General features: G+C 63.9%; 15 protein-coding genes and 1 pseudogene. 1 reads left to right on the forward strand and 15 read right to left on the reverse strand.

Annotated elements, in window-relative coordinates; all coding sequences use genetic code 11:
- From CRO48_RS30545 to CRO48_RS30580, 8 genes are all read right to left on the reverse strand, one after another.
- On the reverse strand, positions 1-371 hold a 371-nt coding region (locus CRO48_RS30545; protein WP_176526960.1), incomplete at its 3' end, for a major capsid protein.
- Between the two features lie 27 nt (positions 372-398).
- Positions 399-755 (reverse strand): head decoration protein, encoded by a 357-nt coding sequence (locus CRO48_RS30550; protein WP_097143409.1) that lies wholly within the window; start codon positions 753-755, stop codon positions 399-401.
- A gap of 3 nt (positions 756-758) precedes the next feature.
- The gene (locus tag CRO48_RS30555; RefSeq protein WP_097143410.1) at positions 759-1,298 is read right to left on the reverse strand and encodes a hypothetical protein; all 540 of its coding nucleotides are present in this window, start codon (positions 1,296-1,298) and stop codon (positions 759-761) included.
- A gap of 23 nt (positions 1,299-1,321) precedes the next feature.
- Entirely contained in the window at positions 1,322-2,206 is an 885-nt protein-coding gene (locus tag CRO48_RS30560) for a S49 family peptidase (RefSeq protein ID WP_097143411.1), read from the reverse strand.
- Entirely contained in the window at positions 2,203-3,921 is a 1,719-nt protein-coding gene (locus tag CRO48_RS30565; RefSeq protein WP_097143412.1) for a phage portal protein, read from the reverse strand. The genes CRO48_RS30560 and CRO48_RS30565 overlap by 4 nt, the downstream gene beginning before the upstream one ends.
- Positions 3,918-4,154 (reverse strand): gpW family head-tail joining protein, encoded by a 237-nt coding sequence (gpW, locus tag CRO48_RS30570; protein WP_097143413.1) that lies wholly within the window; start codon positions 4,152-4,154, stop codon positions 3,918-3,920. The genes CRO48_RS30565 and gpW overlap by 4 nt, the downstream gene beginning before the upstream one ends.
- 9 nt (positions 4,155-4,163) lie before the next feature.
- Positions 4,164-6,206 carry a phage terminase large subunit family protein gene (locus CRO48_RS30575; RefSeq protein ID WP_097143414.1) on the reverse strand — a complete coding sequence of 681 codons (2,043 nt, stop codon included), beginning with the start codon at positions 6,204-6,206 and terminating at the stop codon, positions 4,164-4,166.
- Positions 6,203-6,862, reverse strand: coding sequence for a hypothetical protein (locus CRO48_RS30580; protein ID WP_176526961.1), 660 nt, complete (start codon positions 6,860-6,862; stop codon positions 6,203-6,205). Before CRO48_RS30580 ends, CRO48_RS30575 begins: the two co-directional genes overlap by 4 nt.
- On the opposite strand from CRO48_RS30580, the gene CRO48_RS30585 reads away from it, so the two are divergent.
- Entirely contained in the window at positions 6,855-7,151 is a 297-nt protein-coding gene (locus CRO48_RS30585) for a hypothetical protein (protein ID WP_141402160.1), read from the forward strand. The genes CRO48_RS30580 and CRO48_RS30585 overlap by 8 nt on opposite strands.
- A 162-nt stretch (positions 7,152-7,313) precedes the next feature.
- Here CRO48_RS30585 and CRO48_RS30590 read toward each other — a convergent pair whose 3' ends face one another.
- The 7 genes and pseudogenes from CRO48_RS30590 to CRO48_RS32610 form a co-directional block, all read right to left on the reverse strand.
- The gene (locus CRO48_RS30590) at positions 7,314-8,060 is read right to left on the reverse strand and encodes a hypothetical protein (protein WP_097143417.1); all 747 of its coding nucleotides are present in this window, start codon (positions 8,058-8,060) and stop codon (positions 7,314-7,316) included.
- A gap of 233 nt (positions 8,061-8,293) precedes the next feature.
- Entirely contained in the window at positions 8,294-8,986 is a 693-nt protein-coding gene (gene nusG, locus CRO48_RS30595; protein WP_097143418.1) for a transcription termination/antitermination protein NusG, read from the reverse strand.
- Positions 8,970-10,178: a helix-turn-helix domain-containing protein gene (locus CRO48_RS30600; RefSeq protein WP_097143419.1), complete on the reverse strand. Its 1,209-nt coding sequence runs from the start codon at positions 10,176-10,178 to the stop codon at positions 8,970-8,972. The genes nusG and CRO48_RS30600 overlap by 17 nt, the downstream gene beginning before the upstream one ends.
- Positions 10,175-10,552 carry a DUF4031 domain-containing protein gene (locus CRO48_RS30605; protein WP_097143420.1) on the reverse strand — a complete coding sequence of 126 codons (378 nt, stop codon included), beginning with the start codon at positions 10,550-10,552 and terminating at the stop codon, positions 10,175-10,177. Before CRO48_RS30605 ends, CRO48_RS30600 begins: the two co-directional genes overlap by 4 nt.
- Complete coding sequence (locus tag CRO48_RS30610; protein ID WP_097143421.1) at positions 10,549-12,537, reverse strand: DNA cytosine methyltransferase; 1,989 nt, start codon at positions 12,535-12,537, stop codon at positions 10,549-10,551. The genes CRO48_RS30605 and CRO48_RS30610 overlap by 4 nt, the downstream gene beginning before the upstream one ends.
- Before the next feature lie 2 nt (positions 12,538-12,539).
- Positions 12,540-12,842 carry a hypothetical protein gene (locus tag CRO48_RS30615; protein WP_097143422.1) on the reverse strand — a complete coding sequence of 101 codons (303 nt, stop codon included), beginning with the start codon at positions 12,840-12,842 and terminating at the stop codon, positions 12,540-12,542.
- Positions 12,839-13,216, reverse strand: a pseudogene (locus tag CRO48_RS32610) (hypothetical protein); the annotation flags it as partial. The gene CRO48_RS30615 and the pseudogene CRO48_RS32610, both read right to left, overlap by 4 nt.

The raw sequence follows: 13,216 nt of genomic DNA on the forward strand, positions 1-13,216 counted from the left end.
CGCATATCCTGATCGTCGATGATCATGGCGAGGTTGTAGGCGTAGCGGTCAGCCGGCGACATCTCGCCGCCGATGCGCTCGCCGGGAATGCGGATCATGTTGCCGCGCGGCCGCAGCGTGTTCTGCGGCTTCACATAGGCAGGCGTGAAGCTCGTCGCCTTGAATCCGCGATTGGCGCTGTCCTTGCCCGGCACGTCGGGATGGACGAACGGTGCAAGCTCGCGATCCGGCAGGATCTTGTCGAAGACGATCTCTTCGGCATCCGAAAGCACGGTCGTGCCGAAGTAGCGGTCGCGAAGGAACGCTTCCGGCCGGTCGCGCGGCGGCAGAACCGCGGTGAGTTCTGCCGTATTCAGGAGAATATCAGCCATGGATGGTGCCCTTTCTGGGAGATGGCGTTACTTCAGCGTGCGGACGTAGAGGGGCGCGCCTTCCTTGCGGAAGGCAGCCTCGACGGTCGCGGCGGTGTGACCCGTGCCGAAAACGAGTTTGGTGGAATCGAAGGCGCCGGAGGCATAAGCAGGCACGACGAGATCGCCGCCGCTGGCATCGGCATCGGCCGCGAGCACGAGGCCCGGCGTCTGGGAACCGTCGGCGGATGCGGAAAGCGACAGGGTGTACTTGTCGCTTGCGGTGATGTTGCCGAGCACGGCACCCCGCTTGAGGTTCTGCCCGCTGATCAGGGTGACGTTGCGGGTGATGACCGGCACGTCGCTGACGAGCAGGTCGTTCGGGGAGAAAGTTGCAGTCGCCATGGCTCAGGCTCCCTTGCGGTTACGGCCGTGCAGGCCATTGATGAAGTTGCCCACCGAGGCGGTCAGATGCTGGCGCGGCGACGAGCCGCCACCGGCGTCACCGGCGCCGAGGGCCGGTACGCGCCCCTTCATCTTCGCGGCCAGCCGACCGTTTGCCGCCGAGGACGACAGCAGCGCGCCGGCCTCCTTTGCGGAGTAGTGGCGCTTGCCGAAGGCGAGTTCGGCGGCGAGGCCCGGATTGGCGTCGGCCTTCGGGTGCGTCAGGATCGCGTGAATGCGCCCCTGTTCGGCGTGCCGAATGGCCGAGGCGGAACGGCCCTCGGGCTGCTCGTCCTCTTCACCGGGCGCCTCGTCCTCGGCGTCTTCGTCCGGCTTTTCCTCTTCGGCGTCCGGATCGCGCTCCTCGTCGGCCGCATCCTCGTCGCGCTCGTCATCGGAGGCCTGCTCGTCGTCCTCGATGTCTTCCGGGCGCTCGTCTTCCATCTTGCCGCGCACAGCGGCGAGCACGCTGCGAGCCAGCGTGGCACGGGTCAGCTTCGACATTCCTGTCTCCTGTGATGTTGGGATCAGCCGGCGGTCCGGCTCAGTTCTGCTTCGAAGGCCGCAAGGACCTGAGTGGGCCGCGCCACAGCATCGGCGAGACCAGCCTCGACCGCCTTCTGGCCACGGTAGACACCCGCCTCTGTCGCCAGCGCGGATTCCAGTGAGAGTCGGCCGGCGCGGAAGCGGGAGACGGTTGTGGCGAACTCGACGCGAAGCTCTTCGAGCTCGGCAAGTTCGCGCTCCACCACTTCCTTCGGCAGGGGCTCGTAAGGGTTCAGGTCGGCCTTATGGGCTCCGGCCTTCAGGATGGTGACATTCAGACCTTCCTTCGCGAGCCAGGCGCTCATGTCGACGTGCATGGAAATGACGCCGATCGAGCCGCAAATGCCGGTCGCCGGGATGACGATCTGACGCGCTGCGGCGGCCAGGAGATAGCCGGCCGAACAGGCATGATCTGTCAGAACCGCAATCGTCGGTTTGGCCTTCGACAGCTCGAACAAGCGCTCTGCGCAATCGAAGGCACCGGTCACCTCACCGCCGAAGCTGTCGACTTCGAGCACGACGCCGCGCACCGACGGATCAGCCTCAATCGCATTTGCCTGCGAAATGATGCCCTCATAGCTGGTCATTCCCGATGACTTGCCAATCCACTTGCCCTTGTTGACCAGCGATCCCTCTATGTCGAGAAACGCAATGCCATTGCGCTCCCGCGGACCATCGTCGCTTAGCCAATCGCCCATCGGATCGCCGACGAGCCCCATGGCTTCACTTCCGGTAACAGCGACGGCAACATCCGGCAGGCCAAGAACGCGCGGTCCAAAGGCGCGCGCGATGATGTCGCCCTTGGACGGGTGCAGCATCAGCGGCGTGTTGAACATGCGGCTCGCGATTTCCGGATAGTTCGTCATGTGCGCCTCCGGATCGCAGGAATGCCGAGGGCATGGCGGGTCGACCGGCGGCCGTTTACCTGCTCCTCGATCTCGGTGTCCTGATCCTGATCATCGAGCGGCGGACCGCCGTTGTGGCCGACCATGCCGTCGCCCATGGCCGGGTGCTTCAGCCCGCGCTCGGCATAGTAGCGAACCTCACGCGCCAGCTCGTCGGCATCCGTCTTCCAGTCGCGCCCCTGTTCGGCCGCCTCGTGCTGCAGGGTCGTAAGACCGCGTTCGAGACGCTCGCCGGCTGCCTGCGCCTCACGCAGCGGGTCGATCCAGCCACGGCCGGGTCCGATCCAGTCGGCATGGCACCACGCGGCGGGGTTCTCGTCGAAGGGAACAGCACCCTCCGGGATCTCGACGAGTCCGCGATCGAACACCTCTTCCAGCCAGGCCCGATAAATCGGCGCCATGAACTGGGCGGCGAAGTTGCCCTTTTTCGCGGTGAAGCCGCGCCAGATCTCCAGAAGGGCGGCGCGGGCCGAGGAGTAATTGACCTGGCTCCAGTCCATCGTCAGCTGCTCATAGGTGAGGCCGACAGCAGACGCGATCTTACGCAGGGCCGCATTCACGAACGCCTCGAAGTTCGCATTCGGGTGCTCCGGCTTGGTCAAGGTCGCCTTCTCGCCTGGCTGCAGCATGTTGACCTTGACGCCCGGGATCTGGATGGGAGCTGCGCCGTAGTAGGCCCTCTGCGCCTCGGCCATTTCGCCGTAGAGCTTGCCAAGCGTGCCTGTGTTAACTTCGGCACCCATCGCATCGAGGAACTCTTCCGGATCGAAGGGCGTCTCGATGAAGGCGGCCATGACAGCGTTCAGCAGCGCCGCCTGGCTCTCGAAGTCCTCATAGTCGGTCGATTGCTTGATCGAGCGCATGACCGGCGCCCAGTCGGAGACGCCGCGCGTCATGCCGGCCCGCTTCTGCTCGAAGCTGTGCACCACGACGGGCCGGCCCCATTCGGTGGCCCGCTCGACATACTCCCACGACCAGATACCGGTATTGCCCGCATAGACGTCGCCGGGATGCGACTTGCGGAAGTGATAGCCCTGCGGTGCGCCGTAGCCGTCGATCGCGACGCCATCGCGCAGGAATTCCTCGTCCATACGGCCATTCGGATTGCAGCAGCGCGCCGGATCGATCACGTGCACGGCGGTCGAGAACTGCGGCGCATCTTCCTGCCAGATGATGATGCCGAAGGCCTCGCCCTCGGGACCGAAACGCTGGCGGGCAGCAAGGCCGAGGATGCCGGCCATCGTCTTCGTCCGCTCGGCGTCGCACCAGTTGTCGACATCGTTTGTGTAATCCCGCCACAGCGCCTCGATGCGGTCGCTGATCTCCTCGGCCTGATCGAACGTCATGTTGAGCGAGACGTGGTTCGGCCGTGCGGCGAGACGCCAGCCGGCGCCGACGATGTTGTCGACGAGGCGGGAGGTGCCCGCAGCGCCCCAGCCGTCATTGCGGGCAACATCGTTCAGACGATCGACGAGCGTACGGCGCGACCAGCTGAGAGCGGTCTGGCCGGAATAGTTGCCGACGTCCCACTTGGCGAAGTTCGGATGATCGTAGGCCGCACCCTGATAGGCCGCTGACGACATCGCTCGGTTCTTAGCCATCTGAACGCGCGCAGCGGCGCGCACCTGCGGGGCCAGCGGCCGGGCGTCGGGACCGAGGATCTGTGGTGCCGTCATCCGAACACCACCCCGCGAGACCGCGCACGGCCGAGAGAACGCAGGCCGAGCTGCGCCTCGAGGCTGCGGATGTACTGACGAAGCCTGCCCACATCGGCGACCGAATAGGTCACGCTCTCGCCGTTGTAGGCGAGGCTCACAGTTGCCTCGCCGATCTCAAGCTTGTGCAGGGCGGTACGCGCCTCGTCCAGCCGCACCTGGACAAGCGCGCGCTGCTCTTCGGTCAAAGACATGCAAACGTCCTATCGGTTGCGGGCTGCGTTGCGGGCTGCACGAGCCAGGGCGGCGGCGACACGCGCGGACTGGTCGTCCTCGGTTGGCTTGTCGGCCAGGGTCTTGAAGCTGTCCGCACCCGGCATGAGCAGTTCCTCGATGTCGTGCTGTTCGGGAACGGGCGTCTTTTCGATACGATCAGCCACGGCGTCCCACTCGTCATCGCCCCAATACGGAAGGCCGAGCCGGTACGCGCCGGCGAGGCTCTGGTTCAGCATGTCCATCACCTCGTTCCGGCGGCCTTCGGCGAGGCGCCAGACATAGCGGGTGTGTCCGGTACGCTTCGACTTTTCCGGCACGCGGGATTCCGCCGTCGCCTGCCGGAAGAACTCGTCGCCGAGACCTCGGGCAAACCGGATGTAACCGGCCTGTGTCGGATCATCCTTTTTGAAGTCGCGATAGAGGCGCAGTTTGAAGGCCGAGGCGTTGAACGTGTAGAAGCGCGAGGTCCACTTCTGCTTCTTGCGCCGGCCCTTCTTGTCGTACTCATGCGCCTGGGCGATGGCGGGTGCGGCATCCGAGCTGCCGCCACGCACCATGATCACCTTCGACTTCGGATGGCGCCGGACCCAGCCATAGACATCGTCGGTATAGGCGTTGCCGTCGATCGCCAGAAAGTCGCAAGTGCGCTTGCGGCCGGCGACATCGGGGAACTGCCGTATCAGCAGCCGGTCAAGTTCGTCGCGAACCTGCGTTTCCGAGATATGCCCGGAATGTTCCTTGAATTCCGCAAGATGGCGACCGGCACGATTGTCGATGACGCCGCAATCGATCACTGCGCGGTAACGGTTACGACCATAGCCGACAAGCGTCCACTCGACGCGGTCGCCCTGGACGTCCACGCCGATGACCAGTACGAGCGCTTCGGCAGGTATGACGCCGCGGGCAAAACCTGTTTCCTCGGCGCGATCGCGCAGCACTTCCCAGTCGACGGCCTTGTTGTCGGCCTCATAAGCAAGCCCGAGCCAATCGTTGTAGAACGTCTGCTCGGCGCCGGAACCGTCCTCGCGCTTCTCAGGGCCGCCAGCCTGCAGGGCCAGATATTCGGCGGCGAGGTTCTCCCAGCGCTCGAAGGGCGAATAGGCCATCCAGATCCGGAACGACCGATGCCGCCGCGCCCGCTCCGGATACTTGGCGATCCACTTCGCGCCGTTCTCCGGTTGCACCATCCACTCACGATGATGCTCCTGGATCTCGCAGCCACATTCGACACAGACGAAGTGCGCCTTCTCCGGGTGCGCGGGGTCGATATGATCCCGCATGTTCTCCCAGCGCAGATCCTGCAGGTGGCCGCAGTGCGGACAGGGAACGTGATAGGTTTCCTGCGTGCCCTCGTCGAAGTTCTGCGTAATCTTGCAGCCGGGCGATACCATCGGCGTCGAGATCTTGAAGATCTTGCCGGTGAAGAATGCCTTCGTTCGGCTGTCGGCCTGTACTTCCGGATCACCGGCCTCGTTCTTCTGCCACTTCGCCAGGTCGTCCTGGACCTGCTTGCGCGGCGAGATCATCGACAGGCCGGCGGGCGAGTTGGCACCGGCCGCCTGGATTGCGCCGCGCCCGTCGATGCGCTCCTTGTAGAGCACCTTGTTGCTGGCCTCGCGGCTGTTCGTCGAGAACAGCGCGGCGATGCGCGGCGTCTCCCGCACCAGCGGCATCAGCTTCGTCTTCGACCAACGCGCGGCGTTTTCTTCCGTCGGGTGGACGTAGAGGAAATCGCCGGGCGTCATATCGAGCGAACCGAGCGTGAAGATGTTCGCGCAGATCGTGCCGCCGATCTGCGCCGACTTCGCCAGGCTGACGACGTTGCACGGATCTTCCGGCGACAATGCTCGGAGGATCTCCGAGAAGAACGGCACCAGCCGTTCGTTGTACGGGCCGGCATGGTCGGTGATGCGCTCGGAAAAGACGATGTTGTCTTTTGCCCAGCGCAGGTAGTCGACCGGCGGCGGCGGCTCGGTGACCTCGGCCAGCACGTCATAGACGAGCCGCGCCGGGTTATAGAGCATCGTCATTCGGCGCCGTCCTCGTCGTCTTCGACGTGTTCAGCAAGGTCGGCCTGGCGCTTGCGGAAATCCTCGGCCGCCTTGGCGCGCACCGTGCGGAACGATTTCAGCAGCGCGTGCTGCGCGTCGTGCTGGGGAATGCCGAACTGTGCAGCCATGACCTTTGCCATCTCGCCAATCCCCATTTCCATCATCTTGAACGCCTCGGCGGCGAGGCGCCCCATCTCCCGGCGCGCTACCTCGGCCAGCATGTAGCGGCCGATTTCGAGCATCTCCTCGCGCTCTGCCTTCTCTGTCGCGATCCGCTCGCGGCGAAGGCGGAGCTGGGCCAGTTCATCCTGCGTCGGATCGGTCGGCGCCTGCGGCAACTTTGGCGCCGGTTCCGCCTTGCGATCAGGCTCGCGCCGTTCAGCCGACAGCGGCAGCTGATCCGGCACAGCCTTGGCCGGCGCCTGGCCGCCGCCTAATGCGGCAGCCCCGTTGGCGCCGAACCGCTGGCTGGGATCGAGGAAGCGGCGGAGCTGCTGCTTGGCCACCTCCGCCCGGATCTTCGCGTAACGCCCGACGCCCTCGATCGCATCGCCGCTGATCTGGCCCTCGGCGATGTATTGCGAGACGCGCCCCGGCGAAACGCCGATGTGGGCCGCGAACTCGCCCTTGCTCATCGCCACCGCCGTGCCGTCCATCTTGGAACCTGTAAAATGCGGTGCAAAAAGTTCAACCTTGGCTAACCCGGCGGAGCTTACTGGTTTCGCCATGGTCAACAACGTCTACAAATTCCGGCGCATCAAGTGGGGCGATCCGCGCGAGAAACTGAAGGTCCTGAGCGAGGATATTCAGCGCCGGTTCTGGCTCGACCGCCTCCGGCCCGCCCCCTTCTGGTTGATGGCCGCCGCCATATGGTTCGCCTCTTTCGTGGTCGTCACAACGGCCGGCGTTTACGTGTTCAGCTGAACAAGGCTAACCGGAGTTTAGGTCCGCCACGACTTTAGCTGCCCCGTCTTTAGCTCGCGAGTTTAGGCTTCAGAAACTCACACGGTCTGGACAATACCAGCGGTGCCAAATACCCGCGGGGCGGGTTTGTGCGGGAAGGACCCGCGAATTCGGCCTGATCGGTCATCGGGCCGTCCGCATGGAATGGGCGAAGGCGACCGCGAAGTTTTCGTCGATGGTGGCGGCGACATGGCGCTCGACAACCGCTTCGAGCTGCAGCCTGACGCGATAGCTTTCCGACCGGACAAAGAGGATCACCGGGAAGATACTGTTGTCGGCCGGACTTCTCTGCCAGACACCGGGAAAGAGATGCCCCCCTCGCTTCGGAACGAAGAACCGCGCATTGCGATAGTTCTTGTTCCGCTTCAGGCTGGCATCGCTACGAACACGAGTAGCCCCGGCGCCACGATAGTCGATCTGCAAGTCGGCCATGACGCGGTTGAGAAAACCTTGCGTCATGTTGCCGTATCGATCGAGAGGCGTGCGATTGGCCGGCACGGCAACTTCGCCACGCTCCATCAATCCGCGATCGATCAGCTGGCGCTCAAATGCTTTGTGCGTGCGCTGACCGCCGCGGATCTGTGGGCCGAGGAACGCTGTTGCTGGCAACGCGCCCTTGGTTCGATTGCCGGTAACGACGACGGCGGCTCGCATATTCTGCTTGGTCGCCTTGTCGAATATTACACCGCGTTTTGCATAAGGGGTCGGGCGATCGAACACCCGATCCATTTCCTTCTGCACGGCGAGGCGTCCGCCCTTTGCCGTTTCGTTCAACGCAAGCATCGCAGCATAGGGCAGCTGTTTGCGCGCGACGTCAGACATGGAGCGCTCGAAATTGCGAAGGTCGAAGCGCACTTCGGTCTCAAGCATCACTCACCCATGTTCTGACCATACCCTAGACACAACAAAGGCGACCTTTCGCCTCATCTGTCGTCTGGTCATAGCGGTAGCAGCGGCCCTGAATCGGTGCCTCTCGATCGAGGCTGTCAGGGGAGGGTCTTGCCGGTAAGCAGCTCCGAGGTTTCCCTCGCTCGTTGCCGGTCAAGCCGCCAACTCAAAAGCCCACACATGGGATCCAAGATCATCCGTGAGGCGATTCATACTCACATTTTTTCGATCTGCGCAATATCCAGCTCGACAGGCGTCGAGCGCCCGAAGATCGACACTTCAACGCTCACTCGGAACTTCTCCGCCATGTCGATCGAGGTGACGATTGCATCGAAACTCGCGAAGGGTCCGTCACACACCCGCACCTGTTCGCCGACCATGTAGTCGACCTTCACAGGTACCCGGTGCGTGTACTTGCCGTCATCCGCCAGAGCCTTGAATCGAATGACCTCATCGTCATGAATCCGATACGGCGAAGATGCCCCGCCGACGATGGCGAGCACATCGTTTACATGGGCAAGCCCAGCCATCGCAGCTGGCAGATTCAGACAGCGAACGAGGACATATCCGGCCACAACTGGGCGCGATGGCATGATGCGAACCCGCCCCCTGCGAACGACTTTGTAGGCTCCCGAACGAACGACAAGCACCTCCACGTCGGCATCGTCCAACAACTTTTCCACAGCACTTTCGCGCCCGGTCAGCACGCGAAGGCAGAACCAGGCCGGTTTCATCTCGTCATAATCAGCAGCGATTCGGCTCACGACAGCACGCGAGGCCATGCTCAGCTGGTCGATTCGGATCTCGGTATCGCGGGCGCTCTTCTCTTGCGTGAACGCCAGGCAGGATTTCCGAATAACGATCGGCATCGCCAGCTCGAACTGCCCACGCCTATGCTGCATGTTCATCGCCTCGTACCTCTCGAACCATTGCCTCAAAATCAATTAGCCCATTCGGGCCACCAGTCGGGAAATAGAGCCCCCGCATGCCATCGCGGATCCGTATCTCCGGAAGCCCCCGGCGGCGCATCTCCTCGCGCCAGGCCGCCATCATGTCGCTGCCAACGGGCACAAACTCCATCATGCACGCCAGAGACGCATCGCGATCGGAAGCGGTAAGCCCACCGCGTAAATCAGTCTGCTGCCAAAAGGCGGCAAGTCGGGGCCATGCGGTCCGCAGGTGGGAAGCAAGCCACATTCCGTTCAACGGCACTGCTTCCGGCCTTTCAGGGCCTTCGCATAGCAGGCGGAACAGTATGGCTGCATGCAACGGCCCGTATGCTGTCGCCCAGTTATCGGGCCGTGCAGGAGTGCCCGAACGAGCAGCAGACAACTCTGCATATGCCTCTCGGTCCCGGCCGCTCAGCACTTCCCAGACGCGATCACGGAAGTAGTTTCCAGCGCCCATCACCTTGCTGCCTTCGCGCTTGCACTTCGAAAGGAAGGCATCACGAGAGCCCTCGGCCGCTTTTCGGTCAGCCTCGGAAAGTCTGGCGAAATGACCCTCGATGTAGTTGATCGTCGTCTTGTCCGCCCACTTTGGCCACTCACCCATGCCATAGCCGTCACCAGACAGAAACCGCTGGAGCCGCTTTCGGAATTCAGCGGTTCCCGGAACACAGGAACGATCGTCCCCATGATCAACGCGCACGCGCCCCTTCTCTTTTACAGGTTCTCTTACTGGTTCCCTTACAGGGTTACTGTCCAGATTCTGGACTCGGCTTTCGCCATTTTCTGGACTCGGCTCAGCCCCGTTTCTGGACTCGGCTTCGTCGGGTCCGTGTCCAGTTTCTGGACTCGGGTTTTCAGCCTTTTTCAACGCAAAATCAGGCTCGAACGGGAAGAAGTAGCGCGTCCGCTCCTGCCGTTTAGAACCCTTCTCCCTGCGCTGTTCGCGCAGGATCAGGCCCAGCCTTTCCAGCTCGCCAAGATAGACGTTCAGCGTGGAGCGCGGCACCTCGCAATCCTCGGCCAGCGTCTCCTGCGAAGGGAAACAGCCATTGTCCGGATGGTAACGGTCGCAGAGGTTCCAAAGAACGACCTTAAGAGCCGGCTTGATACCGCGCTGCTTGATCGCCCAGTTGGTCGCATCATGGCTCATTCCGCCACCTGCCCGGCCCGCAGGCGCGCATTGTTTTCCAGCATGGCATGCGCCCGCTGCTGAACTTCGATGTCCCCACGCACCACGGCCGCGTCGAGGCGCAGACGGCTCATGTGCTCCACCGGCCCATAGCGGTCGGTCTCGATCGCGCCCGCCCGCACGGCCAGCGCACGCTTCGACAGGGCGATATCGAAATGCACCCAGCTCGCGTTGCGGTGCTTCCCGAACGAAAGCGTCGGGTGCCCCTGAATCCACTTGCGCTGCACGCCGATGCGATCGGCCATCGCCAGCAGCTCGTCATCGCTGTCCGCCCACATGTGGCACATGACCATATTGCCGAAGGGCGCTTTCATGTCGTCGACGTAAACGCTCATTCCGCAGCCTCCCTGAATTCCGCCAGGTCGCCGCAGTTCGCCGCCACGATGGCTGCGTAGGGTGGCGGCGAGACGCTGTTGCCGACGCAGGAGACCTGCACGGACTTCGGAAACTCGACCCAGACAGGTGCGTCGCCGTCCGCATCCTCCTGCCACCCGCCGTCGATCACATAGTCGCCGGGGAACCCCTGCGCGTTGTAGAGTTCGCGCGGCGTCAGCATGCGCATGCCGATATCGACGATGACGAAGGTTTCGCCGCTGACCTCGATCGTCACGAACTCGCGTTCATCCCAGAACCCGTGCGCCCGCAGGAACGCCGCGACGTCGCGTGCCCGCTCCGCCTGCGCGTCGGTGAAGGGTGGAACCGAGAGCGCCGCCTCGCAATGGCCGTGGCGGTCCTTCGTCGTGATCGTGCGGCACGGCTGATCCTCTTCGCCGCCGTCGCCGTTGCCGTAGTAGGCTTGAAGATACGGCGCGACGAGAACGGACTTCCCGCCACCGTCCGCCGTGATCGTGCCGTTCGGCTCTTCCATGCCGTGGCCGGTGCTCGTGCCGAACTGGCGCGAGATGAAGGCGGAGATCACGCCCTGCTGCGCCCCCGTCGCCGTCACGGTCGAGACGGGCTCATCCGCCGAGCGGCCCGGATTGACGCCGCCGTAACGACGGCTGTCGTTGTTGTGTTGCGCGACAAAGGCGACGGCGACGCAGCTGTCCGCCTTAGCGGTGATCGTCGCGGTCGGCTCGTCGCCACTGCGGGGGCGGCTCTGCCCGGCGCGCCCACCGCAGCCGACCAGCGTCGGAACGATGACGGCGTTCTGGTCCTTGCTGCTGGCCGTGATCGTATGGTGCGGAGCCTCGACGGAGCGCACCGCGCCGCCCTGCTGCGCATGCGTCAGGACCGGCGCGACGACAGTGAGCCCCGCGCCGCCGGCGGTGATGGTGTGCGCGGGCTCGTCCGCCCCGTTGAAGGGCTTGCCGGAATTGCGCATGGTCATCAGGTGAGGAGCGACGACCGCCTTTTCGCCGCGATGCGCCCCGGTGATCGTGTTGAACGGCTGTTCCAGATCTTCGCAGCGCGCGCCATGCGTCAGGTTGACGAGGAATGGCCGCTCGGCGTCAAGCACATACCGCTTCATCCCGCGCGCGACGCGGGCCATGGTGTTGTCGGCGAGCGGACGAACGGCACGAAGGCCGTGCTTTTCCATGATCTCGGCGGAGCTGTCGAAGATCGACGGGCAAGGAAGTGACCAGTCGATGCACTCCGCAGCCGTGCGCCACGGCAGCTTCTTCCCGGCGATCACTTCGGGATCGTCCGGCCGCCCGTGCGTCGGCTCCGGCCAGACGATCTTTTTGCCATCGAAGCGGATGACGACGAACAACCGCTTGCGGATCGTTGGCGCGCCATAGTCGCACGCGCGCAGCTCGCGGGACTCGAGTCTACCGCCCAGCCGCTTCAATGCCTTCACCCACTTCCGGTAGCTCTCGCCCTTGCGCTCCGGGTCCGGCATCAGGCCGCGATCGGTCTGCACAAGCGGGCCGTAATCCTTGAATTCCTCGACGTTCTCCATGGTGACGACATCGACGCGGCCGCCGCTCTTCTGGATGCGTTCGATCCAGCCGGGAATGATCCAGGCGAGATCGCGAATGTTGCGCTCCACTGGCTTGCCGCCCTTCGCCTTGGAAAAATGCTTGCAGTCGGGCGAGAAGTGCATCAGGCCGATATGGCGGCCGGCGAGGTAATCGAGCGGATCGACCCGGTAGACGTTCTCCGAGAGGTGGAGCGTCTCTGGATGGTTCGCCGCATGCAACGCCAGCGCCGCCGGATTATGGTTGATCGCGATGTCTGGCGAGCGGCCGAGTGCGATCTCGATACCCGTAGAGGCCCCGCCGCCGCCCGCAAAGCTGTCGACGATCAGCGGGCGAGCGCCGACATGACGCCGTGAAACCTGGTCGAGGGTCGAGCCGGAAAAGAGGGTGCCGTGCATGGTCAAGCCTCCCCCTGCCCGCTCGGATCTTCCCCGCGCGAAATCCGTCCCAGGCGCCCGCGCACCACGGCGACATCCATGCCGCCCGGAGGCAGCCCGGTTTCGTCGCGGAAGCCGCGAAGGGCGGCCAGTTCCGTTTCCAGATAGCGGATGCCCTCGTGAAAGCGCGCCACCTGCAACCGGTTGCGGATCGTGGATTCGCAGGTCATCAGCAGGGACAAAGGGCAGGCCAGCAGCGCCGCCGCCCGTTCCGCGTCCGTCGCCGCCGCTGCAATCTGCGCAATACCGTCGCGAAGCTCGTTCATCGGCCAAGCTCCCGCTCCACGCGCTTGCCAAGCGCCTGCACATCGCGAACCTTGGCTTCCAGCTCATCGCAGCGCGTGCGCACCTTCGCCGCTGCCTCTGTGGCGCGCTTGACCATTTCGCCTGCGACTTTGCGTTCCTCGGCAAGCTGCGCGAGGTGAAGGGCTATGTCGGCGCTCTCAGTGAGATACTTGTCAAAGAGCGGGTTCGAACCTTCCGGCCCGTAGAAGCCCTCGCGGATTTCCGCCACCCAGGCGCGCGGCACGCCGAGATCGTCGGCGACGCGCTGGTCGGTCCACGGCGTCACATAGCCGCCATCGGCATAGACCTCGGCGAGCTTCATGTTGATCAGGCGGCGATCCTCGACGGTCGAGGT

It is taken from the genome of Rhizobium subbaraonis (assembly GCF_900220975.1).
In the GTDB taxonomy this organism is placed as follows: Bacteria; Pseudomonadota; Alphaproteobacteria; order Rhizobiales; family Rhizobiaceae; genus Mycoplana; species Mycoplana subbaraonis.